This is a genomic window from Vibrio hyugaensis (assembly GCF_002906655.1).
Lineage (GTDB): Bacteria > Pseudomonadota > Gammaproteobacteria > Enterobacterales > Vibrionaceae > Vibrio > Vibrio hyugaensis.
Genome location: NZ_CP025794.1, coordinates 1,086,757 through 1,112,657 on the forward strand (window position 1 = coordinate 1,086,757; position 25,901 = coordinate 1,112,657).

At 45.2% G+C, this 25,901-nt stretch carries 21 protein-coding genes; 12 read left to right on the top strand and 9 right to left on the bottom strand.

The window, feature by feature from the left end; all coding sequences use genetic code 11:
* Nucleotides 1-62: 62 nt before the first annotated feature.
* The 7 genes from C1S74_RS05585 (at nucleotide 63) to C1S74_RS05620 (ending at nucleotide 8,756) form a co-directional block, all read left to right on the top strand.
* Nucleotides 63-1,040, top strand: coding sequence for a lipid A deacylase LpxR family protein (locus tag C1S74_RS05585; RefSeq protein ID WP_045400587.1), 978 nt, complete (start codon nucleotides 63-65; stop codon nucleotides 1,038-1,040).
* A 144-nt stretch (nucleotides 1,041-1,184) separates the two neighbouring features.
* The gene (gene pflA / locus C1S74_RS05590) at nucleotides 1,185-1,925 is read left to right on the top strand and encodes a pyruvate formate lyase 1-activating protein (protein WP_045400585.1); all 741 of its coding nucleotides are present in this window, start codon (nucleotides 1,185-1,187) and stop codon (nucleotides 1,923-1,925) included.
* A 195-nt stretch (nucleotides 1,926-2,120) separates the two neighbouring features.
* The gene (locus tag C1S74_RS05595; RefSeq protein ID WP_045400582.1) at nucleotides 2,121-2,786 is read left to right on the top strand and encodes an energy-coupling factor ABC transporter permease; all 666 of its coding nucleotides are present in this window, start codon (nucleotides 2,121-2,123) and stop codon (nucleotides 2,784-2,786) included.
* A 158-nt stretch (nucleotides 2,787-2,944) separates the two neighbouring features.
* Complete coding sequence (locus C1S74_RS05600) at nucleotides 2,945-3,445, top strand: YfbU family protein (protein ID WP_038866692.1); 501 nt, start codon at nucleotides 2,945-2,947, stop codon at nucleotides 3,443-3,445.
* 488 nt (nucleotides 3,446-3,933) lie between these two features.
* The gene (locus C1S74_RS05610) at nucleotides 3,934-5,868 is read left to right on the top strand and encodes a PrkA family serine protein kinase (RefSeq protein WP_038867152.1); all 1,935 of its coding nucleotides are present in this window, start codon (nucleotides 3,934-3,936) and stop codon (nucleotides 5,866-5,868) included.
* A gap of 45 nt (nucleotides 5,869-5,913) precedes the next feature.
* Complete coding sequence (locus C1S74_RS05615; RefSeq protein ID WP_038866690.1) at nucleotides 5,914-7,185, top strand: YeaH/YhbH family protein; 1,272 nt, start codon at nucleotides 5,914-5,916, stop codon at nucleotides 7,183-7,185.
* Between the two features lie 11 nt (nucleotides 7,186-7,196).
* Complete coding sequence (locus C1S74_RS05620; RefSeq protein WP_038866687.1) at nucleotides 7,197-8,756, top strand: SpoVR family protein; 1,560 nt, start codon at nucleotides 7,197-7,199, stop codon at nucleotides 8,754-8,756.
* Nucleotides 8,757-8,821: 65 nt separating this feature from the next.
* Here C1S74_RS05620 and C1S74_RS05625 read toward each other — a convergent pair whose 3' ends face one another.
* The 6 genes from C1S74_RS05625 to C1S74_RS05650 form a co-directional block, all read right to left on the bottom strand.
* Nucleotides 8,822-10,201: an IS4 family transposase gene (locus C1S74_RS05625; protein ID WP_103415246.1), complete on the bottom strand. Its 1,380-nt coding sequence runs from the start codon at nucleotides 10,199-10,201 to the stop codon at nucleotides 8,822-8,824.
* 152 nt (nucleotides 10,202-10,353) lie between these two features.
* Nucleotides 10,354-11,109 carry a 3-deoxy-manno-octulosonate cytidylyltransferase gene (kdsB, locus tag C1S74_RS05630; RefSeq protein ID WP_045403631.1) on the bottom strand — a complete coding sequence of 252 codons (756 nt, stop codon included), beginning with the start codon at nucleotides 11,107-11,109 and terminating at the stop codon, nucleotides 10,354-10,356.
* Nucleotides 11,109-11,288, bottom strand: a complete 180-nt coding sequence (locus tag C1S74_RS05635) for a Trm112 family protein (protein WP_005378451.1) — start codon at nucleotides 11,286-11,288, stop codon at nucleotides 11,109-11,111. The genes kdsB and C1S74_RS05635 overlap by 1 nt, the downstream gene beginning before the upstream one ends.
* Nucleotides 11,269-12,276, bottom strand: a complete 1,008-nt coding sequence (lpxK, locus tag C1S74_RS05640) for a tetraacyldisaccharide 4'-kinase (protein ID WP_045403630.1) — start codon at nucleotides 12,274-12,276, stop codon at nucleotides 11,269-11,271. The genes C1S74_RS05635 and lpxK overlap by 20 nt, the downstream gene beginning before the upstream one ends.
* Before the next feature lie 5 nt (nucleotides 12,277-12,281).
* A complete protein-coding gene (gene msbA, locus C1S74_RS05645) occupies nucleotides 12,282-14,030 on the bottom strand; it encodes a lipid A ABC transporter ATP-binding protein/permease MsbA (protein ID WP_045403628.1) in 1,749 nt (582 codons plus the stop codon).
* Nucleotides 14,031-14,061: 31 nt separating this feature from the next.
* Entirely contained in the window at nucleotides 14,062-16,320 is a 2,259-nt protein-coding gene (locus C1S74_RS05650; protein WP_045403627.1) for a DNA internalization-related competence protein ComEC/Rec2, read from the bottom strand.
* A gap of 8 nt (nucleotides 16,321-16,328) precedes the next feature.
* On the opposite strand from C1S74_RS05650, the gene C1S74_RS05655 reads away from it, so the two are divergent.
* The gene (locus tag C1S74_RS05655; RefSeq protein WP_045403625.1) at nucleotides 16,329-16,838 is read left to right on the top strand and encodes a DUF2062 domain-containing protein; all 510 of its coding nucleotides are present in this window, start codon (nucleotides 16,329-16,331) and stop codon (nucleotides 16,836-16,838) included.
* Between the two features lie 199 nt (nucleotides 16,839-17,037).
* Here C1S74_RS05655 and lolE read toward each other — a convergent pair whose 3' ends face one another.
* The 3 genes from lolE to lolC are packed head-to-tail and all read right to left on the bottom strand — an operon-like array spanning nucleotide 17,038 to nucleotide 20,193.
* The gene (gene lolE / locus C1S74_RS05660) at nucleotides 17,038-18,282 is read right to left on the bottom strand and encodes a lipoprotein-releasing ABC transporter permease subunit LolE (protein ID WP_045403623.1); all 1,245 of its coding nucleotides are present in this window, start codon (nucleotides 18,280-18,282) and stop codon (nucleotides 17,038-17,040) included.
* A 2-nt stretch (nucleotides 18,283-18,284) separates the two neighbouring features.
* A complete protein-coding gene (lolD, locus tag C1S74_RS05665; RefSeq protein WP_045403621.1) occupies nucleotides 18,285-18,992 on the bottom strand; it encodes a lipoprotein-releasing ABC transporter ATP-binding protein LolD in 708 nt (235 codons plus the stop codon).
* Complete coding sequence (gene lolC, locus C1S74_RS05670) at nucleotides 18,985-20,193, bottom strand: lipoprotein-releasing ABC transporter permease subunit LolC (protein WP_045403620.1); 1,209 nt, start codon at nucleotides 20,191-20,193, stop codon at nucleotides 18,985-18,987. The genes lolD and lolC overlap by 8 nt, the downstream gene beginning before the upstream one ends.
* Nucleotides 20,194-20,444: 251 nt before the next feature.
* Here lolC and C1S74_RS05675 point away from each other — a divergent pair, with 251 nt between their 5' ends.
* From C1S74_RS05675 to C1S74_RS05690, 4 genes are all read left to right on the top strand, one after another.
* A complete protein-coding gene (locus C1S74_RS05675; protein ID WP_045403618.1) occupies nucleotides 20,445-21,014 on the top strand; it encodes a PilZ domain-containing protein in 570 nt (189 codons plus the stop codon).
* 5 nt (nucleotides 21,015-21,019) lie between these two features.
* Entirely contained in the window at nucleotides 21,020-24,481 is a 3,462-nt protein-coding gene (gene mfd / locus C1S74_RS05680) for a transcription-repair coupling factor (protein WP_045403615.1), read from the top strand.
* Between the two features lie 7 nt (nucleotides 24,482-24,488).
* The gene (locus C1S74_RS05685) at nucleotides 24,489-25,259 is read left to right on the top strand and encodes a peptidoglycan binding protein CsiV (RefSeq protein ID WP_045403613.1); all 771 of its coding nucleotides are present in this window, start codon (nucleotides 24,489-24,491) and stop codon (nucleotides 25,257-25,259) included.
* 78 nt (nucleotides 25,260-25,337) lie between these two features.
* Nucleotides 25,338-25,883 carry a GNAT family N-acetyltransferase gene (locus C1S74_RS05690; protein WP_038875917.1) on the top strand — a complete coding sequence of 182 codons (546 nt, stop codon included), beginning with the start codon at nucleotides 25,338-25,340 and terminating at the stop codon, nucleotides 25,881-25,883.
* Nucleotides 25,884-25,901: the final 18 nt, after the last annotated feature.

Genomic DNA, 25,901 nt, shown 5'->3' on the forward strand with positions numbered 1-25,901 from the left:
ATTGCCTAAGACTTTGTTCTCGATCTTACGTATGATGCCGAAAACGCTAGTAAACGAAGTATATGAAACTCAGTAAATTATTTGTCCTTGCCTTGTTGTCGCCTGCTGCGATTGCATCAACGAAATCTACCGTATCTTTCACTTTAGATAACGATGGCATATTTGGTGTCGACCAAGACTACACCAACGGTATTTTCCTTTCTTACGCGACCGATAAACTGCGTGAAGACAGCGAATGGAAATGGTTCAGTTTAAACGGCAATGGTCAAGCCAACGTCGATAAAGTAGAACTTGTACTAGGCCACAAAATGTGGACGCCAAGTGATATAGAAGCCGACTACCCTCTTGTTAATGATCGTCCTTACGCCGGCTACCTGCATACCGAAATCAACTATATCTCGATCACAGCAGACCAAGCCGTTCGATACAATTTTACTATCGGGGCAACAGGTGAAAGCTCACTATCAGATAAAGCCCAAGATATCGTTCACGGCATCACTGGCTCAACCGACCCACAAGGTTGGGAATATCAAATTGATGACGAAGTCGCGTTCAGTGTTGGTTACCGAGCATTCAACAAACTGATGCGCAGCGAAGGTAAAAGCACACAATGGGAAATTACAAACGTAAACGACATCAACGCAGGTAACTTCCGTAGTGATGTGTCTCAAGGTGTCATGTTCCGCTGGGGTACCAACTTAGCGAACAGCATCGGTGCGGCAAACATCAGTGTTGAAAGCCCATTCCACGCGAGTATGTTAGCGCAAAGTACATCCAGTTGGTTCTTGTTCACAGGCTTTGAAGGACGTTACCGCTTTAACGACATTACCATCGAAGGCGATCGTTCAGGCATTCCTGAGCCATCCGATCAATACGATGTTACGTTGCAAAACTGGCAAGCCAGTGCGGTTGCTGGTGCAGCTTGGTACAACCGAAACTACGGTGCGAGCTTAACCTTCACAGTTAAAACGCCGGATTATGAAGAAGCACAAACTGATGTTTATGGTACAGGCTCTCTGTCACTGTTCGCATTCTTCTAAATATAACTCCCTGTGCGGCGTGTGAGTTTTCATTCGCCGCTTTCTTTGCTCAATATCTCGCCAACGTCCCTCTCCAAGACTGTTTTAACCCTGCAATTTGTAATAAAATAACGGTTAGAATTTATTAAAAAATGAGAGCAAAAGATGTCAACAGCTGGTCGTATTCACTCGTTTGAGTCATGTGGTACCGTAGACGGACCCGGTATTCGATTTATCGTCTTCTTGCAGGGTTGTTTAATGCGTTGTAAGTATTGCCATAACCGCGATACTTGGGATACGCATGACGGCAAAGAAGTGACGGTTGAAGAAATTATTGCTGAAGCAAAAACTTACCGTCATTTTATGAATGCATCAGGTGGTGGCATTACTTGTTCTGGTGGCGAAGCGATGCTTCAACCAGAATTTGTGCGAGACTTCTTCCGCGCAGCTCAAGTGGAAGGCATTCACACTTGTCTTGATACCAATGGTTACATCCGTAAACATACCGATGTTATCGATGAAGTGCTTGAAGCAACAGACCTTGTAATGCTTGACCTTAAGCATATGAAAGACGAAATTCACCATGATTTCATCGGCGTTTCGAACCGTCGAGTTTTAGACTTCGCTCGCTATCTACATAAAATCGGTCAAAAAACGTGGATCCGCTATGTGGTTGTTCCGGGTTACACTGACGATCCAGAAGCGACGCATATGCTTGGTGAATTCATCAAAGATATGGACAACATTGAGAAAGTGGAACTTCTTCCGTATCACAAACTTGGTGCGCATAAATGGGAAGCATTAGGGCTTGATTACCCATTAGATGGTGTAAACCCTCCATCGAAAGAAACGATGGATGAAATCCAATCGATCCTTTCCCAATACCATCCAAATGTGAAATACTAAGTCATATTAGGTTATTGAATAAATTAAAAATACCAGCGATTCGCTGGTATTTTTTTACTCATATTACAATCGAGAGTACCAAACAAATCAAAACATTTGATGCCCTATCCTCGACACATTAAACGTATACAAACCTACTACACACTTAAAACGGTAAGCAAAGCTCGCAAGGAATTAAAAGTCAGGATATCAAACATGGATTGGTTTAATTTCGTATCGGTCATTATTATTGGTTGGGTTGTAATCATGCATTGCCTACCCGATTGGCGAAAAGTCGTTTGGCCTAAAATGGAACAAGAAAGACCATTCCAACATTTGGTCTTCGCAACACTCTTCTTGCTTAGCATTTTGTGGTCTGCACAAGCCGGTGTGAAAGAAGGGTTGCAAATCCACTTTCTTGCTTTGACAACGCTAACCATGATGTACGGTTGGCGGATGGCTTTTCTGCTCTGTATCCCTGCCATGATCGTCAATCACTTGATTCACGGCGTTCCACTATTAATGCTACCAAGTGCGCTCGTACTTTCTGCACTGGTACCAATACTAATAAGCTACCTCATTTTTCTACTCAGCTATCAATATTTGCCACGCAATATTTTTGTCTTCATTTTTGTGGCGGGATTCTTCAATGGCGCGCTAACAGGTAGCTTACACCTACTCATTAACTCGTTTTATCATCTATCAGTCGGTCATTACGACTGGCAAACCATCCAACACAACTACTTTGTTTTTGTGCCATTACTCGCCTTCCCCGAGGGGCTTCTTAATGGGATGTCATTGGCGGTCCTAACCGTATTCAAACCAGAATGGTTAAGAGTCTTCTCGGATCGAGATTACATATACAACCACTACCACAAATAGCATGTCACAACGCATTCATACGCTGTTTGTAAACTGGCTAAATTTGATAATTCTTGCCATTTTTCATATTAAATATGTGTTGAGATCATGTTTCAGTAACGTCTGAAACGTTAACCTAAGCACATTAAAAATGTATTAGATTATTTAGTGAGGTCATCATGGAAATGTCAAACGCTCAACGTTTGATCTTATCAAACCAGTACAACCTAATGTCTCAGATGGACCCTAGCAGCGCAGCAAAATACAAGCGTCTACAGACCATCGTAGAACGTGGTTACGAGCTGCAAATGCGCGAACTGAACAAAGATTTTGGCTGCATTACTGAATCTGAATGTCGTGAAATCATCGACATCATGGAGATGTACCATGCGATGCAAGAATCCAACAAAATGCTGGATGACGAAGAGCGCAGCAAAGTCGATCAACGCCGTCTGCAATTCCTTGGTTTTGATATCGCAACAGAAGCCCAGCAAGTGCATTACGTTCGTTTCCTTGTGGATTCTGAAGGTCTATATCCTCAATTTGATAAGGCTGATCACCACTTCAACAGCCAAATGCCAATGCAGGAAAAATACCAGCGCATGCTGAAAACATGGCGCAACTGCCCTCGTCAGTACCATTTGTGTGCAAACGAATTGGCGCAAATTTTCAGTGCATAACGCACTAAGCATTTGAAAAGGAGAGCAAACGCTCTCCTTTTTTCATCTCCCCTGTCACGATTTTATCAAATTTCACCTGTCCGCTTTCTCTACGCTTTCCCAAACACCACCTAGAATTCACTGATATCGACGATTTATCGCCAAATAATTGATTTCTTAGACTGTCATTCACAACACAAATTCTTCTCTCATTAAACAGTGATTCAAATGTCACTTTTGCAATAAATTCATAATTGTTAAGCAAAATTGGAAATCCCCGACTAGGCTTAAAATGAGAAAGGGAGTGATTGAAAGGTACCTATCCATCGTCCTCCGTTGCAGTGAAAAATTGTCCATAAAGCAAAGCCTTTGGCGTGACCTAACTGGGGTTTGGTACAAACCAAATGCGATAACAGGACGTATAAGTTCATACAACGAAGGGCATATCAAAGGTGGGTAAGCCTGCGTCAACGTTCGTCGGTAGACTGACTATTAAAGGGGAAAGCGACATGAGTATTTTCGACCACTATCAATCAAGATATGAAGCTTCAAAAGATGAAGAGATGTCGTTACAGGATTTCTTAGCCCTGTGCAAGGACGATAAAAGCGCTTATGCCAATGCAGCAGAACGACTTCTCATAGCGATTGGGGAACCAGAAGTCATTGATACTGCGCAAGATCCAAGACTGAGCCGCATCTTCTCAAACCGAGTGATCTCTCGTTACGAAACCTTCAAAGACTTCTACGGCATGGAAGACGCTATCGAACAGATCGTGTCTTATCTCAAACACGCCGCGCAAGGTTTGGAAGAACGAAAACAAATTCTTTACCTTCTTGGCCCAGTAGGTGGTGGTAAATCATCACTGGCTGAGAAGTTAAAAGCACTGATGGAAAAAATGCCGGTTTACGTGCTCAGCGCCAATGGTGAGCGCAGCCCAGTAAATGATCATCCTTTCTGCTTATTTAATGCTTCGGAAGACGGCGAAATCCTTAAGAAAGAATACGGTATTGAGCATCGCTACCTACGCTCTATCATGTCACCTTGGGCTGCAAAACGTCTGCACGAGTTTGGCGGTGATATCACCAAGTTCAAGGTGCTTAAAGTACGTCCTTCTATTCTAGACCAAGTTGCAATTGCGAAGACTGAACCCGGCGATGAAAACAACCAAGACATCTCATCATTGGTTGGTAAAGTTGATATTCGCCAGCTTGAACACTTTTCACAAGATGATCCAGATGCCTACAGCTACTCCGGCGCGCTATGTAAAGCAAACCAAGGTTTGATGGAATTCGTTGAGATGTTCAAAGCGCCAATCAAGGTGCTACACCCTCTCTTGACGGCAACTCAAGAAGGTAACTTTAACGGTACGGAAGGGTTATCTGCTATCCCATTCGACGGCATGATTTTGGCCCACTCAAATGAATCAGAGTGGCAAACGTTCCGTAATAACAAGAACAACGAAGCATTCTTAGACCGTGTATACATCGTGAAAGTCCCTTACTGTTTACGTGTATCGGAAGAAGTGAAGATCTACCAGAAACTACTTGAAAACAGTGAACTTTCCAAAGCACCTTGTTCACCAAGCACACTCGAAACTCTGGCACAGTTCAGTATTCTGTCTCGACTCAAAGAGCCTGAGAACTCGTCCATTTTCTCGAAGATGCGTGTCTACGATGGTGAAACACTGAAAGATACCGATCCGAAAGCGAAGAGTTACCAAGAGTACCGCGACTTTGCCGGTGTCGATGAAGGTATGAACGGTCTTTCCACCCGTTTCGCGTTCAAGATTCTATCGCGTGTGTTTAACTTCGACCAAACCGAAGTAGCGGCAAACCCTGTCCACCTATTCTACGTGATTGAGCAGCAAGTTGAGCGTGAGCAGTTCCCTTCTGAAATGGCAGAAAAGTACCTCGAGTTCTTGAAGGGTTACCTTGTACCACGTTACGTCGAGTTCATCGGCAAAGAAGTACAAACGGCCTACCTAGAGTCTTATTCTGAATATGGCCAGAACATCTTTGACCGCTACGTGACTTACGCAGATTTCTGGATTCAAGATCAAGAATACCGCGATCCAGAAACAGGTCAGCTGTTTGACCGTGCCTCTCTGAATGCTGAACTAGAGAAGATCGAGAAAACCGCTGGCATTTCAAACCCGAAAGATTTCCGAAACGAAATCGTCAACTTTGTGCTTCGTGCGAAAGCCAATAACAATGGTCTGAATCCAGTTTGGACCAGCTACGAAAAACTGCGCACGGTAATCGAGAAGAAAATGTTCTCCAATACCGAAGAGCTACTTCCGGTTATTTCATTCAATGCGAAAACGTCTTCTGAAGATCAGAAGAAACACGACGACTTTGTCGCTCGCATGATGGAAAAAGGCTATACCGAGAAACAGGTTCGCCTACTTTCTGAGTGGTACCTACGAGTACGTAAGTCATCCTAACCAGTTTGAGTTAGGTCGCTTGTGAAACATGAAGAGGGCTATTTCATGGCGCAATTTATAGACCGAAGGCTCAATGGTAAAAACAAGAGCGCTGTTAATCGACAGCGCTTCTTGAAACGCCATAAAGAGCAGATTAAAGAGTCGGTAGCTGACGCAGTGAATCGACGCTCGATCACAAACACGGAAACGGGCGAAGACGTTGCAATACCGCACAAAGACATCAACGAACCTATGTTTCATCAGGGTAAAGGGGGCGTGCGTGAGCGTGTGCACCCTGGCAACGACCAATTTATTACTGGTGACAAAATCGAGCGCCCGAAAGGTGGAGGCCAAGGTGGTGGCGCAGGAGAAGGCAATGCGAGTCCTGATGGCGAAGGCCAAGACGAGTTTGTTTTCCAGATATCCAAAGATGAATATCTCGATATCTTGTTCGAGGATTTGGAGTTACCCAATCTTGAAAAAAATCAGATTGCTAAAATAACTGAATGGAAGACCCATCGTGCGGGTTACCAAACTGCAGGCATTCCGTCCAACATTGCCATTGTGCGTTCGTTGCAGCAATCACTTGCTCGACGTACCGCAATGACGGCAGGAAAGAAGCGTCTTCTTAATGAACTAGAGGATGAGCTTACTCGCATCAAAAACATAGAGCCAGCTCAACAGCTCGAGGAAAATCGTCTGAAGAAGGAAATTGAGGATCTGCGCAAGAAAATCGAAAGCGTGCCCTTCATTGATACCTTCGACTTACGTTTCAAGAACTATGAGAAGCGCCCTGTGCCATCGAGCCAAGCGGTCATGTTTTGTCTGATGGACGTATCCGGTTCTATGGACCAAGCCACCAAAGATATCGCAAAACGCTTCTATGTTCTTTTATACCTGTTCTTGACGCGCACCTACGAAAATGTAGAGGTCGTATTCATTCGTCACCATACTCAAGCAAAAGAGGTCGATGAACATGAGTTCTTCTACTCGCAAGAAACGGGTGGAACAATTGTGTCGAGCGCTCTCAAGCTAATGAACGAAATCGTGCAAGACCGCTATCCTGTAGGCCAATGGAACATCTACGCCGCACAGGCATCCGATGGGGATAATTGGGCTGACGATTCTCCGCGTTGCCGTGAACTCCTAGTGAATAAACTGCTTCCTAACTGTCAATACTATTCATACATTGAGATCACCCGACGCTCACACCAAACGCTATGGCATGAATACGAGAAGCTTGCTGAAGCCTTCCCAAACTTTGCCATGAAGAACATCCGCTCTGTGGAGGATATCTTCCCAGTCTTCCGTGAACTATTCCAAAAAGAAACGGCGTAAGGAGGCTAGCGATGAATACCGCAACGAAAAACCTTTCGGGGGAAGCTTCGAAGAAGCGCAGAGAAAATATGCTTCCTGACGGCCCAGACTGGACGTTTGAACTGTTGGAGCGTTATCACAAAGAAATCAAGCGTGTCGCGGAGCATTATCGCCTCGACACTTACCCAAACCAAATCGAGGTGATTACCTCCGAACAAATGATGGATGCATACTCAAGTATCGGTATGCCCATCAACTACAATCATTGGTCGTTTGGCAAAAAGTTCATCCAAACTGAGCAAAACTACAAACACGGTCAAATGGGCTTGGCTTACGAGATCGTGATTAACTCCAACCCATGTATCGCTTATTTGATGGAAGAGAACACCATCACGATGCAGGCGCTTGTTATCGCTCACGCTTGTTATGGACACAACTCGTTCTTCAAGGGCAATTATCTGTTCCAAACGTGGACCGACGCCAGCTCGATCATTGACTATCTCTTGTTTGCGAAGAACTATATTGCGGAATGTGAAGAGCGATACGGGGTGCATGAAGTTGAGCAACTACTTGACTCATGCCATGCATTAATGAACTTCGGTGTAGACCGCTATAAGCGTCCCGAAAAAATCTCTATTAATGAAGAGAAAGCACGTCAAGAAGAGCGCGAAGCCTATCTTCAATCTCAAGTGAACGAACTTTGGCGTACCGTTCCACAGGCAAAAACTAAAGAAGAAGATATCAAGATTCGTTTCCCAAGTGAGCCACAGGAAAACCTGCTTTATTTCTTCGAGAAACATGCGCCATTGCTGGAGCCTTGGCAGCGTGAAATCGTCCGAATTGTCCGTAAAGTCAGCCAGTACTTTTACCCTCAGAAACAAACCCAAGTTATGAATGAAGGGTGGGCAACATTTTGGCACTACACGATTCTGAATCACCTTTACGATGAAGGCTTAGTATCAGAGAAGTTTATTCTCGAATTTCTACATAGTCACACCAGCGTTGTTGCTCAACCTGCTTATAACAGTCCGTACTTTAGCGGCATTAACCCTTATGCGCTTGGCTTTGCGATGTTCAGAGACATAAAACGTATCTGTGAAGAGCCAACCGATGAGGATAAAGAGTGGTTCCCAGAAATTGCCGGAGCCGATTGGTTAGACACGCTTCACTTTGCGATGCATAACTTCAAAGATGAAAGTTTTATCAGCCAATACTTGTCACCAAAGCTAATGCGAGATTTTAAACTTTTCGCCATTAATGATGATGATCGTAAGAACTTCGTTGAGGTTGCCGCCATTCACGATGAGATGGGTTACAAACGCATCCGAGAGGCGCTAGCCGCACAATATAACTTAGCCAATCTAGAGCCAAACATTCAGGTATTTAACGTGGATGTGCGAGGCGATCGTTCGTTAACACTTCAATACGTCCCTCATAACCGAATTCCATTGGATAACAGTTATGAAGAGGTGTTGAAACATGTTTATCGCTTATGGGGCTTCGATGTGATTTTGGAGGAAGTAAAAGATACCGGACACCGAGAGATTCTCTCTACCTGTCCGAAACGCAATCAGTACGACACAAATATCTAGAACTCCCTTTCTACTAGTGAATAAAAGAAAAGGCTCCTAACTTAGGCTGTCTCTTGATCACAAGTCTAGTGATCAAGAGACATTGCGAGTTCGTAGCCTTCAAGGATGGTTTGTAGTTTAAACCATCCTTCCCAAAGCACCTTTATTGAAGCTCTACCCGTCCTCTTGGTATCTTTCCAACCGCCTAATTTAGCGAGATTTTTGTACGCCCAGCTCATATCGGGCACTTCTTTAGGTAATGTCTTACTTTCTAGTTTCAACCACAGTAGCTTCCAAGCTTTTTTGCCCAATACCTTTTCACAACTTTCTTTCGTTAGCTCATCAACTTCTTTAATGAAGCGTAACGCCAATAAACGCGTAGCAACAAAGGCATAGATGACACTTAATCTCTCTAAGTTATCTTTACTTTGTAGCCTGAGTGACTCCACATCTGTCCCTTCACTTTTCCAGACTTTATGGAAATCTTCAATCAGCCATCGGCGCTCGTAATAACCGATAATTCTCATAGCGTCTTCAACGTTGTTTATTGGCTCCGACGTCAAGAGGTGCCATGCTAACTTGTCTTTTGATGTCCCTTGCTCAAGGCAACCAACATAATAAACAGGTATGCCTGCGTGCTCTTTTTTGTTTGCCGGAGCCTTTAATGTCACCTGACCATATTTAACATCAAGCTTTACATCTCTCGCTTTTCTCCCTCCTTTTTGGGGGATGGTAAGCTCTTTTGTCTCGACGCTTGGTAACGCTTGCGCATAGTCGTAAAGCTTTTGATGATGAGCTTCTAGGCAGCGACTTTGCATTGAGCGAACGACAAAGCGCTGCTGATGTTGACGTTTATAAGTCAAGTATTCGAATAGGTCAGCTTCTCGGTCACAGACCGAGATAACATCTAACATTTTATCCCCTAGGCGTTCAACGACACGGCGAGAAGCTTGCTCCCATTTGTAACTCTCTTTCTCCTTATAAGGACGAGTCGCGTGTTGGTGCTTTTGCCCACGCTTAGTAATATCTCGGCTCCATCGTTGCTGCTCTATCAGGCCAACAATGGTCTGACTTTGTGGTGCAAAAAGTAACGTCGAATGTACGTGGAGAGCTCGAATTCTATCGCCTTGATTCGTGTGCCCGAGTTCATCTTTTATACTTCGATGCGGAAAACTGAGCGTTGTTGTATCTTCAAGCGCGAGTAATTCCTCATGCTCGTTAGCTCGGGATACAGTTGATTGAAAGCCTGCTTCTGCGATGTCTTTTGCATCGATGTTTTCATTGCGGATAAAGCGATATGCACCTTCCATATCGGCGGGAGAAAAAGGAAGTTTAGCCACGGAGACTCCTGGTTGATTAGCAATGGAAGTCGCTAAACTGATGAGGCGTTGTGTTCTTCGAGGGTCTTTAAGTTGTGCTTGTCCAAATTGTTCTTGTGCCCAAAGTTTAGCGTCTGAGTGTGTCATCTTAGTGTTTCAGTAAGGATTACTAAGTGATCAGATCACACACACGTGAAAGAGTTCAAAAAAAATCCCCAAGCTACAAGCTTGGGGATTTGTGTATAAGAGACAGCCTAACTTAGGAGCCTTTATCTATCTAAATCAGTCAGTGCGGTGTATTAAGCTTGCTTTGCAATAATTGTTCTTACCGCTTCAAGGTCGGCTTGCGTATCGACACCTGCTGCTGGCGCTTCTTTTGCAACCGCAACATGAATCTTTTCACCGTACCAAAGCACGCGAAGTTGCTCTAGACACTCGATTTGCTCAAGTGCGCTTGGCTGCCAATTCACATAAGTATTGATGAAGCCAGCACGGTAAGCGTAGATGCCAATGTGACGCATCAATGGATTTACGAAGGTTTTGTCTTGCTTGGCAAAGTTGTCACGATCCCAAGGGATCGTCGCACGACTAAAGTACATAGCGTAACCACGCTCGTCCGCGACCACTTTTACCGCATTCGGGTTAAAGACTTCTTCTTCCGATTCAATCTCAACCGCAAGCGTTGCCATTGGCGCATCGCAACCTGCTAGGTTGTCAGCTACTTGGCGAATAATAGACGGAGGAATCAATGGTTCATCACCCTGAACATTAACCACAATGTGGTCTGCAGGAATTGCCATTTTTTCTACCACTTCTGCTAGTCGCTCAGTGCCAGATTCATGGTTTGGCGAGGTCATACAAACCTTGCCACCAAACTGTTCTGCAGCCGCCGATACGCGCTCATCGTCAGTCGCAATAATCACGTCTTCAGCACCCGCTTGTAACGCTTGTTCGTAAACCCATTGGATCATTGGCTTGCCGCCAATATCTGCCAACGGTTTACCCGGTAAACGGCTTGACGCGTAACGCGCAGGAATGACAACCGTAAAAGACATTAGCGTCCCTCGTCCATGCTCATGGTTCTTGCTTCTGGTTCAAGGAGAACAGGAATACCCTCTTTGATTGGGTAAGCAAGGCGATCTAATTTGCAGATCAACTCTTGATTATCTTTATCGTACGTCAGCTTACCTTTGCACACAGGGCAAGCTACAATCTCAAGCAGACGGTGATCCATAAGTCGCTTTAACCTCTTTTATTCGATTTAAAATTCGTTCTGCATCATGTTGTTCAAACTGAGCAGAAACAGGAAGATACCACCAATTGTCTTGCGCATAGCGGTCGCATTTAACGGCATCTTTTTCTGTCATAATCACATTCGCTCCTTGTTGAGCCAATGCATCTAATTCTTGTTGGTCAAAGTCCTGATGATCGGCAAACCCTTTCGTGACTTTGACATCCGCATTCATTGCGTTAAGTGTATTAAAAAAACGAGGTGGATGCCCTATACCTGCAAATGCGACTAAGTCTTTCAACTCACTCACATCCACTTGCTGCTTCGTCTTCAAATTGTTCGCTTTAGACGGCGCTAAAGACATTGGCATTTCATCTTGATGCGCTTTTCCACCGTTAGTGATGATAAAGTCGACTTCAGAAAGACGCTCTACCCCTTCACGTAGCGGACCAAGTGGAATAAGGCTTTCATTACCAAAGCGACGATTGCCATCAACGATAACAAACTCAATATCTCGCTCTAAGGCGTAATGCTGAAGACCATCGTCAGTAATAATGATGTCAACGCCAGTTTCAAGCAATGCTTTCACCGCATTAGCACGAATTGGGTCTACAGCTACTGGCGCACCAGTACGACGATGAATTAGCTTAGGCTCATCACCACAGTGTTTCGCTGGTGTATTATCATCAAGAACAAGCGGATACTGAGGTGCTTTTGCGCCGTAACCACGCGATACCACTCCGGGTTTATAACCCATTAGTTGCAATTGCTCTACCAGCCACACTACCACTGGCGTTTTACCATTGCCACCAGCGGTAATGTTACCAACGACCACAACAGGCACAGGTGCTTTGTAGGCTTCTTTCTTGCCGACTTGGTATTGACGGCGTTTCGATTGGCTTATCGCACCAAACAACAAGCTTAATGGCCACAAAAGCGGCCATAGCAAGTATTTAAGCGGATGGTTTTCGAACCAGATCTTTTCAATCACAGCGCTTAGGCACCAAATTGAATTCGATGAAGCTGAGCGTAAGCGCCATCTTTCGCAATCAACTCGACATGATTCCCACGCTCTACAATAGCACCTTCATCCACAACTAGGATTTCATCGGCGTTTTCGATAGTCGATAGGCGGTGAGCGATAACCAGTACCGTCTTGTCTTTTTGTAGTTCATCTAGAGCAGATTGAATTGCACGTTCAGATTCCGTATCCAAGGCCGATGTGGCCTCATCAAGGATAAGAACAGGCGCATCACGCAGTAGAGCACGAGCAATCGCCACACGCTGACGTTGACCACCCGACAGGCTTGCACCATTCTCGCCGATCGTAGCGTCTAGGCCACCATCCATCTTGCTAATGAATTCCATCGCATGAGCCAGTTTGGCTGCACGCTCAATGTCTTCACGTGTGTATTGTTCTTCTGTCGCGTAAGCAATGTTGTTTGCAATCGTGTCATTGAACAAATGTACGTTTTGCGAAACAAGCGCAAACTGCTCACGAAGATTCTTAAGCTCATAATCACGAATGTCATGACCATCAAGCGTAATTGAACCGCTGCTTACGTCGTAGAAACGGTTGAACAAGTTAGCTATGGTACTCTTACCCGAACCTGAACGCCCAACGAGAGCAACCGTCTTACCTTTTGGAATGTCAAAACTGACATTCTCAAGCGCTGGTTTCTCTGCACCTTCATAAGTGAAGCTGACATCTTTAACAGTTACATCGCCTTGCGCACGTTCTACTTTGAATTTACCTTCATTCTTCTCTGTTTCGAGATCAATCAAAGCAAACAGCGTTTGGCTCGCCGCCATACCGCGTTGGAACTGTGACGTTACGTTGGTGAGCGCTTTAAGAGGACGCATCAAACCAAACATCGCAGAAAAGACAACGGTAAAGGTACCTGGAGTCAATTGCTCTTTGATCGAATCGATACTTGCAAGGTAAAGCACCACAACAATCGCAATGGATGCGATCATCTGAATAATCGGGTTAGCTGCTGCTTGAGCGGTGACCAACTTCATACTCTGTTGACGCATTTGGTTGCTGACTTTCTCGAAGCGTTTGCCTTCGATGTCTTGACCACCGTAACTTAGTACAACTTTATGACCTTTCAGCATTTGTTCAGCAGATGCTGTCACATTACCCATCATCGTCTGCATGTTTCTAGATATCTTTCTGAATCGTTTGGAAACGATACTAATACCCCAAGCAACCACTGGTGCAACGGCAAATAGAACCAGCGACAACTGCCAGCTGTTGTAGAACATCAGAACAAGAAGACCGATGATACTCGCGCCTTCACGTACAATGCTCACAAGCGCAGAGCTGGTAGCTGCAGAAACTTGCTCTGAATCGTAAGTGATACGAGACAGCAAATTACCCGTTTTTTCTTTATCAAAGTAAGAAACAGGCATATGCATAAAGTGGTTGAACACCATTCGGCGAATTTGCATCACTACGTTGCCGGAAACCCAGCTCAAACAGTAGGTAGATACAAATCCACTCACGCCACGAATAAACATCATGGCAAAAACGATCAGCGGAAGCGTGCGTAGAAAATCCGATTCTGCATTGCCAAAACCTTCATCAAGAAGCGGCTTTAGCAAAGAAATCATATAGGTATCTGAAACAGCATTAACAACTAATGCAATGACGGCAACGATCAAACCTGCCTTATAAAGGCGAATAAATTGCCATAGACGCTTAAACGTCTGCCAGGTCGTTTCATCAGTATTTATCGACATAGAAGTGCTTTATTTTCTTACATTAAGACTCTTATTCTACTCCCTTACGCAGCATCTGCCTATACCAAGGATCAAATGTCTCACTGCGTTTGGTTTCAAAATGCCAATTATCTCGATCAATAAACACGGTCACTTGCCCATGACTCCCCGTATCTAGCCACTGCGAGTTAGCAGCTTGGTAAGCAAGTTTCACATTGTCAGCTGGCATCCCCCATTGATTACTTTTCGCGAGAGAAGTAATGGCTAATTTGGGAGAAACCGCTTGAACAAATTTGGGGTTCGAAGAACTCTTGCTGCCATGGTGAGGAACCAACATCACATCACTTTCTAGCTTCTCAGGCTCGCGCATGAGTATCCATTCACTTATGGCTTCAATATCTCCCGTCAGCAGCAGACGGAAACCAGATTGAGAATCGACCATCCTAATCACACAAGAGTGGGGATTGTAGGCACGCTGAACCAACTTCGGTGGCCACAACACTTCAATATTCAAGGATTGCCACGACCAGTATTCCCCTGCAACGCACGCTCTATAGCCAGTGTAATTCTGGCTGCTGAACTTATTGGTCGGATTGAAAGCACTTTCGATGTATTGACGACCTCCTGCATGGTCAGAGTCCGCATGGCTAATGATGAACCCATCGATGGAACCGTAACCTCGACGATGCAAAGTCGGGGCGATAACCTGCTCAGCAATGCTACCGCTCCCCCATCCTTTCCCTGTGTCATAAAGCAATACCTTGCCGCCTTTTTCGATTAACACTGCAAGCCCATGCCCGACATCGAGAACATCCACTCGCCATCGGTCTCTAGTGGAATCATGAAAGAACACCACACAAATCGTGACCAAAAGTAATAAATGCAGTCCGTTAGATCGAAAAAAGCGACCAAGTAAAAGACAAGCACTTACCACACCAACAAGAAGCGTTGCTTTTAAACTGAGAAACTGCCAACTCCCTATGGCAAAGGGTAAAGACCAACTCAATGGCCATAACGCCCAGTCCATGCCTTGCCAAAACCACGCCGAAATGAAATAAGAGCAAAGCGAAAACATGAGCGCAAGAAACATCAGAGGAACCACAATCATCCCAAACCAAGGTATAAATACTAGGTTATAAATAATTGAGGCTAGACTGGTGCCAGAGAAGAAATACCCGCTGATCGGCACGATCAACAAAGTAAGTACTAACTGTACTTTCAACAACAAGATCAACTTGTCCTTCCAATCCCCCTTGTGGCTCTGAACGGCATTCACCGCAAGCAGTACCGCAGCAACAGAGAGATACGACAACCAAAAACTCAGACTGAGAGAAGCAAAAGGTTCAATGCAAAGCTGAATAGCGACTGCTAACAGCAGTACACGCCAAGCGCTCCAATACACCAGCCAAAACTTTAATGACACATAAATAACACAGACAGAAAAAGCTCTTATCGTCGGCAAAGAAAAATCTGCAAGCCAAGCGTACAAAAACGCAGTGATAATCCCAATGACAGGTGGTAACAGCTGGAGATTGAAAAAAACATACCGAAGCGCAACCCCGGCGAAAATACCAAAACTGAATGCCATCCCAATATGCAAACCGGAAATAGAGACAAGGTGCAATAACCCACTATCCCGTAGCTGCTGCCAATCTTGATGCGTTAAAAGTGAGCGGTCACTAAAGGCGAGCGCATTGATGAGTTGATAATGTTTGAGGCGCGAGATGCTTCCAGAAACCGACTGAATGATTTGCTGACGAGCAGAGTAAGAAGAACGAATCTGCCACTTGGCATTACGTGAGGACGTGGCTCTTGCAACAATTCCCTGCCCAAAGGCTTGTTGCTCAGAATCAAAACCCGCTTCATTTCTCAACCCTAGAATGGGTTTAAGTGAAACTTGAGTAGTAAAGTCACTGTTAACAGGCAGTGGGAAAGGGGTTATCAGACGGATTTTCGGTTTAAGAAAAGGTAACAGGTTTTGAGAATTCACCCCGTTAACCACCGCAATTCCTTCATATCCGTGACTTATTTGCGTAAAAGGGCTGTCAACTTTACCAATTATGGTAATATTCACCCCTGCTTGAAACAGGGCTTGTCTTTGATGTTCCATAACATTGCCGTGGACAATAACAACCATACAGCCCGAAATTACGCCTATGCTAATTAAGCCTCGACGTAATTTGATTATTGAGCCAATGGCAATTATTCCCAGCAGCAACCATCGCCAATCTGGCATCGTCGGCCACCATGCAGACGAAATAACGCTCGCGACAAATAATGCCAAGGTCCAACTTTTTTCTAAGAGAGTCATGTCGTCCTATGCCTAGAAAGCTGATAAAACGCTTCATGCCAGATCATGAAATGATCAAACGCCAAAAAGCACTAAAGGTCTTCGGCAACGTGTTATACAACCCAAACTTGTGGTGTTTAAACCGTCGCTCTGCATCTGGTGCTTTTGCTGTTGGCTTATTTATGGCGTTTGTTCCGCTTCCGAGTCAGATGATCATGGCCGCAGGTCTTGCCATCATGCTTGGCGTTAACTTACCGCTTTCTGTTGCATTGGTATGGATCAGTAACCCTATCACGATGCCAGTGCTGTTCTACTTTGCGTACAAACTTGGCGCTTTGGTTATGCACGTTCCTCCACAGCCATTCCATTTTGAGTTGTCGTGGGAATTCATCATGCATCAAATGAACACTATTGGACCACCGTTCCTACTAGGCTGCGCAATATGCGGCGTTGTATCAGCCATCATTGGCTATTTTGGTATTCGGGGGCTTTGGCGTTACTCAGTCGTGAGAAGCTGGCAAAAACGTAAGATAAGATAAGTACTTATTCTTCAATTAGCAGGTTGTAGAGCATCGAATGGAGAACAGTTAACGTTCGACATGAAAGGCGCTGTAACTCAAGTATGAAGTCTACCGAGCCATGACAGAGATGAGCTGGACATAGATAAAAGAAAGGACCGAGATTCGGTCCTTTTTTGTGCCTGCCGCTTGAGAGCTGCACCTAAAGTCTTTCTTTCGATTACTTGGAACTCAATACCACAGCAGGATTGAGCTTCGCTGCGCGAGAAGCCGGGTACCAAGTTGCTAACAAGCTCAACATGATTGCCGTTCCCGAAACCAAAGCCACATCTGGCCAATGCAACTGGGAAGGTAAGAAGTCAACAAAGTAGATGTCACCCGATAAGAACTGATGTCCGATTAAACTCTCTAACGCTTTAATGATGGGGGTTAGGTTTAGCGCGACAAACACACCAACAATACTGCCTGCAATACTTCCGAATACGCCCGAGAACACACCTTGCCATACAAAGATGCGTTTAATTAGCCCATCTTTTGCGCCCATGGTGCGCAATATCGCAATTTCTGCAGCGCGATCTTTTACGGCCATCATCAATGTAGAAACGATGTTGAAGCTTGCTACACCAATCACCAGAACCATCACCAAGTACATAATGGTGCGAACCAGTTGGATGTCGCGATACAAGAAACCAAATTGTTGTTGCCAGCTCTTGAGGTAGACATACACATCAATCAGACTACCGACTTCACGCACGATCGAAGGTGCGTTAAGTACATCATCTGTCTTCAATGAAATCCCTGTAACACCATCACCTAAACGCGCATACGCCTGTGCATCTTTTAATGGAACCAGAGCGAGTGAATGATCGATCTGACCGTTAAGCGTTAAAAAACCTGAGACTTTGACTCGCACACGTTTTGGTGCTTGAACTTTGTTGGTGCTTCCCGTTTGCGGAATCATTAACGTAACGTAGTCACCAACCTCAACATTTAATTCGTTGGCAACTCCACGCCCCAAAATGACTTGCTGCTGACCAGCATAAAAATTCTGCCATGCTTGGGGATCAATAAAATCAGACATGCTTGATACGGCCTGCTCGAAAGCCGGATCGACACCTCGTACTTCAACGGCTTTAAGCTTGCTGCCTTTTTCCGCCAAACCAGTAAAGCGAACATAAGGCGCTGCCGCGACAACATGTTCATGACTCAATGCCTGATTCATGGTTTTGGTGTAATTGTGCAGTGGTCCATTGACCCCTTCTAACTCACCATGCGGAATAACTGATAACACGCGCGATTGCAGCTCGCGTTCAAAACCATTCATTGCTGAAAGACCAATAATGATCACCGCAACGCCAACCGCAATACCAATCGTGGAAGAAAGCGAAATGAACGACACCATTTTGTTACGCTTTTTAGCGCGACTGAATCGGCCACCGATCATCAGTGCTAGAGATGAAAACAAAATTAGCCCTCCGCTACCGAAGCTTCAGTGGTAAAACGATCCACTAATAAGCCATCCTGCATGTGCATTTGGCGATCCATTTTCGCGGCTAACTCGTTATCGTGGGTAACCACTAAAAAAGCAATGTTCGACTCTTGGTTTAATTCACGCATCAAATCGTAAATCGCCAAGGCAGTGTTGTGGTCTAAGTTACCCGTTGGCTCATCCGCCAATACCAGATCAGGCTTGTTCACCAAAGCTCGTGCAATGGCTACACGCTGACGCTCACCACCAGAAAGTTCGGACGGACGATGATCCATGCGATGACCTAACCCCACCTTTTCTAGTAGAGCTTGAGCAGCTTCTTTCGCTTCCGATACTTTCGTTCCACCGATCAGCAGGGGCATTGCCACATTCTCTACTGCCGTAAAATCCGCCAACAAATGATGGAATTGATACACAAAACCAAGGTGTTTGTTACGCAACGCAGCTTGTTTATTTGAACTCAATGCAGATAGGTCTTGGCCGAGAAAGTCGACCTCACCTTGTGATGCGTCGTCCAACGCACCAAGGATGTGCAGTAAAGTACTTTTCCCTGAGCCAGATGAGCCAACAATTGACACTAACTCACCTTTATCAATATCAAAGCTCACACCTTTCAACACTTCTGTATCTAACGATCCCTCTCGGTAGACTTTACGAATATCACGACATTCTAATAGCTTATTCATAGCGAAGTGCCTCAGCAGGTTTAACAGAAGATGCTCGATAAGATGGATATACAGTTGCAGCAAGACTCAGAGCAATCGCCAGCACTACCACTAATAAAATTTGGAATGAATCGATAACAATTGGCAGATGGCCACCAAAGCTAAATAGCGCCACACCTGCCGCTTCCAGAATAGCATTGAGGTTAAGCGACAAAGCCACGCCTACCACTCCACCAACAATCGCGCCAATTACACCACTGCTGGCACCTTGAACCATAAAAATAGCCATCACCTGAGATTGCTTCATCCCCTGGGTTTTGAGAATTGCGACTTCAGATTGCTTCTCCATCACCACCATGATCAAAGCAGAAATGATGTTAAACGCGGCAACACCAACAATTAAACCGAGCATCAAGCCCATCATGTTCTTTTCCATTTTAACCGCTTGGAAAAGCTCACCGCGTTGTGCACGCCAGTCACTCCACTGCCAACCTTCAGGCATAGGTTTATCTGCAAACTCAGTCACCATAAACGGGTCGGAGAAAAAGACACGCCAACCAGAGACCGTCTCTTTAGGTAAGCGCATCAATTTTGCCGCATCCGTCATGTTCACAATCATCAATTGTCCATCAACGTCCGAGCCGGTATTAAACAACCCCGCAACGGTAAAGTTACGCTGACTAGGAATACGCCCTAACGGAGTAAATTGTGAAGCATTCGTTACCATTAAACGCACTTTATCGCCCATTGAGACTTTTAACGATCGCGCCAAGCTGTGTCCTAAGAAAACCTTGTACTCACCCGCTTTTAAAGAAGACAATCGACCTGCGATTAAATGGTTTGAAATAGGGTCGCCTTGTTTTGGTTCAATCCCAATCAAGTAGCCCGCGGTCAATTGTGCAGAACTTTGAATAACCGCTTCTCCACGAACGATCGGTTCAGGCTTTGCCGTCGTAGACATATTCTGGATAAATTCAGGCGCCGTCGCTGTCATGGGCGTTTTGCCATCATGTTGTGAAATTACGGCGTGAGGCAACACACCTAAAATGCGCTCTTTTAGTTGCGCTTCAAAACCGTTCATGACAGAGAGTACAGTCACAAGCGCCATCACACCGATTGTAATGCCCGCGGTCGACATATAAGACACGAATCGACTGAACCTATCTCCGGAACGACCCCGAAGATATCTCAAGCCAATAAACAAAGAGATAGGATGATACATATAGGACAAACCAACTGGTTTTCTAATAGTGCTAAATAATAAGAGTTATCTTACCTTACTCTTACAATGAAGAAGACAAGATAATCGCTAAATTTGTCAACGACATGCAATAAGTCCATTTTTAAGCGAGAAAGTTCACCCAGACAAAACATGGAAACTTGATAACTTATTTCAGTTAGCGATAATCAGTGCCCTATCCCTCTCTTTCTTCAATGAAATGAGAGTGCTCGTTGGCAGAAAAGGACCGATTAATGACAGAACAAGAATACTTCACAGTACACCACAACCTCACTCTTAATGTCGAAACATTAGGAGCGGACTTCGTTCTGCCCGATGAGGAAACCTTTGTCTCGGAAATTCCAGCGCCTTTTATTGTCGCAAGCGAATTTAGTCATTTAGATATGCAGGCAGATAATGCTCGCCTTGAACTACAAACTAAAGAGCTGAAACACGTCATCAGCCTATTGGATACACAGAATTCAAAGCTCAACCTTTTACTTAGTTTCATGCTCTCTCAACAAGACGATGCAACACTTCGCTTTCAAACCACTCAGTTTGGAGCAAGCCAGCTCAGCTATCGCTCAGAAACTGAAATTGAGTCTCAACAATTAGTGCGAGTAAAACTGTTCTTAGATCACCCTGCGGCAGCCATTTACTGCTACGCTCAGGTAGTAGCATGCGAGCCTTTTGACCGTGGTTTCATCACCACTCTGAAGTACAAGTTGCTCAGAGAAGCCGACCAAGATTTATTGATCAAAGCCGCTTTGTACCAACAACAAAAACTACTGCGTCAGCGTTCACTAGAGCGAGATAACAAATAACGACCATGACAAAAGCAACGATTCTTTCCGTCACTAATCCGTCTGAACGTGGCGATAAAAAACAGCTAGGGAATTTACCTGGCGCGGCATTACCAATGGCCATTGCGGAACTGGCAAAACAACACTCAAGCCATTCAGTTCTTGTGGTGCCCGATCCACAAATCGCGCTAAAACTACAAGCTGAAATTGAGCAGTTTACAGACCAAACCGTGAGCCTGTTCCCGGATTGGGAAACCTTGCCATACGATAATTTTTCACCGCACCAAGAAATTATCTCAGACCGAATTGCACGTTTATACCAGTTGCCTCATCAACGTAATGGTGTGACGATCGTACCAGTCAGCACAATTTTGCAACGTCAGTCTCCGAGAGACTTTTTGCTGCAACACACTTTGATGGTTAAGACAGGCGACCAGTTCTCACTCGAAAAGCTACGCGCTCAGCTAGAAAACTCGGGATACCGTCACGTCGATCAAGTGTTTGGACCGGGTGAATACGCCAGTCGCGGTTCGATCTTAGATTTGTTCCCTATGGGCAGCTCCGATCCTTACCGTATTGATTTCTTCTATGATGAGATCGACACGATACGAACTTTCGACCCAGAAAACCAACGTTCGATCGAAGACATCCAGCAGATCCAATTACTGCCTGCGCACGAATTTCCAACGACCAAGGTAGCAATCGAAGACTTCCGTACCCGTTGGCGTACACAGTTTGAAGCACGCCGAGAGCCTGAATCGATTTATATGCAGGTCACCAAAGGAACATGGCCTGCCGGTATCGAATATTGGCAGCCATTGTTCTTCGATCACACAGAGACTCTGTTCGATTACTTACCAGAAGATTCGCAACTGATCATTTACGGAGACATCGAAGCAGCGGTCGATACTTTCTTGAATGACGTTGACTACCGTTACGATCAAAAGAAAATCGACCCACTCCGTCCGCTATTGGCCCCTAATGAACTGTGGCTAAAGAAAGACGAACTATTTAAGCACATCAAACAATTGCCTCAGGCCCTATTAAGCCTAGAGAAAATTGTTAAACGTGCTGGTCGTCAAAACCTCGCAGTACAGTCTTTAGCAGAGCTTGGTGTCCAACAGCAAAACAAAGAGCCATTGTCTCGTCTTCGCCAATTTAGTGAGCAATTTACGGGAAAAATCGTCTTTTCAGTCGAATCAGAAGGCCGTCGTGAAGCGCTGACCGAACTGCTGCAAGGCATCAAAGTACGTCCAGTGGTTCATGGCTCAATATACCAAGCACTAGATTCAAATGACCGATTCAGCCTGATACTTGGCGCTGCAGAACATGGCTTTATCCATGATGAGCTGAACTTTGCACTAATTTGTGAAAGCGATCTACTCGGCGATCGCGTTATCCAACGCCGTCGCAAAGACAAAAAAACCGTCAATAGTGACACCGTCATTCGCCACCTTGCCGAGCTAAAACCGGGGCAACCTGTCGTACACATTGACCACGGTATCGGACGCTACATCGGCCTGCAAACGCTTGAAGCCGGTGGTATGAAAACGGAATACGTTACCCTTGAGTATCAAAACGATGCCAAACTTTACGTTCCGGTTTCTTCCCTGAACTTAATCAGCCGTTATTCTGGCGGTGCAGAAGAGAGTGCACCACTGCATAAACTCGGCGGTGAAGCGTGGGCAAAAGCACGTCGTAAAGCGGCAGAAAAAGTACGTGACGTCGCAGCAGAACTTCTGGATGTTTACGCAAAACGCGAGCTAAAACCGGGGTACAAATTCGAGTTGGATCGTGGCCAATACGCCACATTCAAAGCGACATTCCCATTTGAAGAAACGGACGACCAATCCACCGCCATCAATGCGGTACTTTCGGACATGTGCCAAGCAAAAGCGATGGACCGACTCGTATGTGGTGACGTTGGCTTTGGTAAAACCGAAGTTGCAATGCGAGCAGCCTTCGTGGCAACAGACAACAGCAAGCAGGTGGCTGTATTGGTGCCGACTACCCTGCTCGCTCAGCAGCACTTTGAAAACTTCCGTGATCGTTTTGCTAACTTACCAATTCGTGTAGAGGTCCTTTCGCGCTTTAAATCAGCGAAAGAGCAGAAAGTGATCCTTCAAGACGTCACGGACGGTAAAGTAGACATCGTTGTTGGTACCCATAAGCTGCTTTCAAGCGACATTAAATTCAAAGATCTTGGCTTGTTGATCGTCGACGAAGAACACCGTTTTGGTGTACGCCAGAAAGAGAAAGTAAAAGCAATGCGTGCCGATGTCGACATCCTAACGCTTACCGCGACACCAATTCCGCGAACGTTGAACATGGCGATGAGTGGTATGCGTGATTTATCGATCATCGCAACGCCACCAGCGCGTCGTTTAGCGATCAAGACGTTTGTGCGCCAGCATGAAGATTCGGTCGTTCGTGAAGCCGCATTGCGAGAAATTATGCGCGGTGGTCAAGTGTACTTCCTGCATAACCAAGTCGAAACCATCGAGAAAACCGCTGAAGACTTGCAAAAGCTGATCCCAGAAGCTCGTGTGACGGTTGCCCACGGTCAAATGCGTGAACGCGAACTAGAACGCATCATGAACGACTTCTACCACCAGCGTTTCAACTTACTCGTCTGTACCACTATTATTGAAACAGGTATCGATGTTCCGACGGCAAACACCATTATCATGGATCGTGCCGATAACCTTGGTCTTGCGCAGCTTCACCAATTACGTGGTCGTGTAGGTCGTTCGCACCACCAAGCTTATGCTTACTTATTGACACCACATCCGAAAGCCATCACCAAAGACGCCATCAAACGTCTTGATGCTATTGCTTCGTTAGAAGATCTGGGCGCAGGTTTCACTCTTGCGACGCACGATCTTGAGATTCGTGGCGCAGGTGAGCTATTAGGTGACGAACAAAGTGGTCAAATTCAATCGGTTGGCTTTACACTGTATATGGAGATGCTTGAACAAGCGGTTGAAGCATTGAAAGAAGGTAAAGAACCATCGTTGGATGACTTGCTTCGTGAGCAAACGGAAATTGAAATGCGTATTCCAGCCTTGTTACCGGATGACTACATCCCTGACGTGAATACACGCCTATCAATGTACAAACGCATTGCAAGCGTCAGCGACAACGAAGGCTTGTCGGAATTGAAGGTAGAACTGATTGATCGCTTTGGCTTATTGCCAGATGCAACCAAAAACCTTCTCTCTGTCTCAGAACTGAAAATTGGGGCAGGAAGTCTCAAAGCGAAGAAAATTGAGGCACATGATAAGGGCGGATTCATCGAGTTTTACCCTGATGCTGACATAAACCCAGCGTATTTGGTTAAACTCCTGCAATCACAGCCGCAAAAATTTGCAATGGAAGGTCCAACTAAGTTCAAGTTTAGCGTACCATTAACGGACCGACGAAAACGCATTCAGTTTGTTCAAGACTTACTGAATGATTTTAAACAGAATTTATTACCAACGAGCTAATAGTCGAATGAGAATACTGATCCCATTATTGCTTCTTTGTGTCTCAATGCCTACTTGGGCTGCGCGTCAATTTGATATTGAAGTAATTATTTTCAAGCGAGCAGTTAACGCTGAAAGTACCAGTGAATCATGGCCAAATGAGCTGCCAAAAATCGAAATGAGCAACGTAGGCAGCTTAGACAGTGAGTCTTACCGCCGTTCTAAAGGCGTCACTTTGCTACCACGTTCTTCTTTCCGTTTGAATGCACAAGAATCAGCATTGAACAATCACGCCGGCTTCAAAGTGCTTAAACACGTAGCCTGGCGTCAAGGCGACCGCGGCAAGGCAAGCGCGCCGATCTTCCATATCGTGGGTGGACGTGATTTCTCAGGCTCTTACAACGCTGACGGCAGCCAAATCAATGGCAATGCACAATCACTTTCAACCGATGGTTACAGTGAAGAAACCGTTAACGGTCCGCTCTACGAGTTAGACGGCAAACTTCAAATCTACGTTCAGCACTACTTGTTCGCTGAGACCACCATAGATTTACGTGAGCCCGCTATACGTGAAGTTCGTATCGAGTCTCAGCCTTCTGAGCAGATGACGAATGAGTTAGGTGAAGTGGACGGCAACGTTCAAGTAGGCAACTTGGCAGAAGTTTCACCAACCATCACTGAAGAGAAGTTCTTGAAGAGCTTCCGCATGGATCAGAAGCGCCGTATGCGCAGTAGTGAAACTCACTACTTAGACAACCCATTGATGGGAATGATCATTCAAGTTCGTCGCGTTCGATAAGAGCGACATAAACATAAAAGCGCAGCACTGGCTGCGCTTTGTTTTATCTAGCGCCAAACAAGGAAGTCGTATCTGTTCATGAGTCCAGATTTTGAAATCATCACCCCACGCTTGGCACTCAAGCTTATTCCCTCAGAACAAGCCCACTCACTACAACGCTTGTTAGTTGAATCCCCTTCCCTACATCAATGGTTAGATTGGTGTGACGAAAACGTCACCCTCAAAGACGCGCAGGACTTCCTTCTTGCCACTCGCTTAAATTGGGTAAAAACGGAAGCGTTTGGATTTGGTATTTATGATCGTGAATACAACAATTTACTTGGAATGGCTGCTGTAAACGAGCTTTACCATACATTCAACATGGCGAGTATTGGCTACTGGGTTGCAGATAAATACCAACGAAAAGGCTATGCACAAGAAGCAATTCGAGCACTGGCTGAATTTTGTTTCGCCAAGCTTAGCCTAACGCGAGTAGAGATCGTCTGCGATCCAGACAACATTGCCAGTCAAACATTAATCGAATCAGTCGGAGCGAAGAAAGAAGCCATTGCTAGAAATCGTTTTATCTTCCACGGTAAACCAAAAGATGGCGTTGTGTATTCGTTGTTACCCACTGATTTGTAATTAATCGAATGAAAGTGT

Coding starts and splice junctions, on each gene's coding strand:
- C1S74_RS05610 (WP_038867152.1), top strand. CDS start 3,934: ATGAGTATTTTCGACCACTATCAATCAAGATATGAAGCTTCAAAAGAT.
- lolD (WP_045403621.1), bottom strand. CDS start 18,992: ATGAATAAGCTATTAGAATGTCGTGATATTCGTAAAGTCTACCGAGAG.
- lolC (WP_045403620.1), bottom strand. CDS start 20,193: ATGTATCATCCTATCTCTTTGTTTATTGGCTTGAGATATCTTCGGGGT.
- msbA (WP_045403628.1), bottom strand. CDS start 14,030: ATGTCGATAAATACTGATGAAACGACCTGGCAGACGTTTAAGCGTCTA.
- C1S74_RS05615 (WP_038866690.1), top strand. CDS start 5,914: ATGGCGCAATTTATAGACCGAAGGCTCAATGGTAAAAACAAGAGCGCT.
- C1S74_RS05650 (WP_045403627.1), bottom strand. CDS start 16,320: ATGACTCTCTTAGAAAAAAGTTGGACCTTGGCATTATTTGTCGCGAGC.
- C1S74_RS05625 (WP_103415246.1), bottom strand. CDS start 10,201: ATGACACACTCAGACGCTAAACTTTGGGCACAAGAACAATTTGGACAA.
- C1S74_RS05585 (WP_045400587.1), top strand. CDS start 63: ATGAAACTCAGTAAATTATTTGTCCTTGCCTTGTTGTCGCCTGCTGCG.
- C1S74_RS05690 (WP_038875917.1), top strand. CDS start 25,338: ATGAGTCCAGATTTTGAAATCATCACCCCACGCTTGGCACTCAAGCTT.
- C1S74_RS05675 (WP_045403618.1), top strand. CDS start 20,445: ATGACAGAACAAGAATACTTCACAGTACACCACAACCTCACTCTTAAT.
- C1S74_RS05595 (WP_045400582.1), top strand. CDS start 2,121: ATGGATTGGTTTAATTTCGTATCGGTCATTATTATTGGTTGGGTTGTA.
- mfd (WP_045403615.1), top strand. CDS start 21,020: ATGACAAAAGCAACGATTCTTTCCGTCACTAATCCGTCTGAACGTGGC.
- C1S74_RS05655 (WP_045403625.1), top strand. CDS start 16,329: ATGCCTAGAAAGCTGATAAAACGCTTCATGCCAGATCATGAAATGATC.
- C1S74_RS05635 (WP_005378451.1), bottom strand. CDS start 11,288: ATGGATCACCGTCTGCTTGAGATTGTAGCTTGCCCTGTGTGCAAAGGT.
- C1S74_RS05620 (WP_038866687.1), top strand. CDS start 7,197: ATGAATACCGCAACGAAAAACCTTTCGGGGGAAGCTTCGAAGAAGCGC.
- kdsB (WP_045403631.1), bottom strand. CDS start 11,109: ATGTCTTTTACGGTTGTCATTCCTGCGCGTTACGCGTCAAGCCGTTTA.
- C1S74_RS05685 (WP_045403613.1), top strand. CDS start 24,489: ATGAGAATACTGATCCCATTATTGCTTCTTTGTGTCTCAATGCCTACT.
- C1S74_RS05600 (WP_038866692.1), top strand. CDS start 2,945: ATGGAAATGTCAAACGCTCAACGTTTGATCTTATCAAACCAGTACAAC.
- pflA (WP_045400585.1), top strand. CDS start 1,185: ATGTCAACAGCTGGTCGTATTCACTCGTTTGAGTCATGTGGTACCGTA.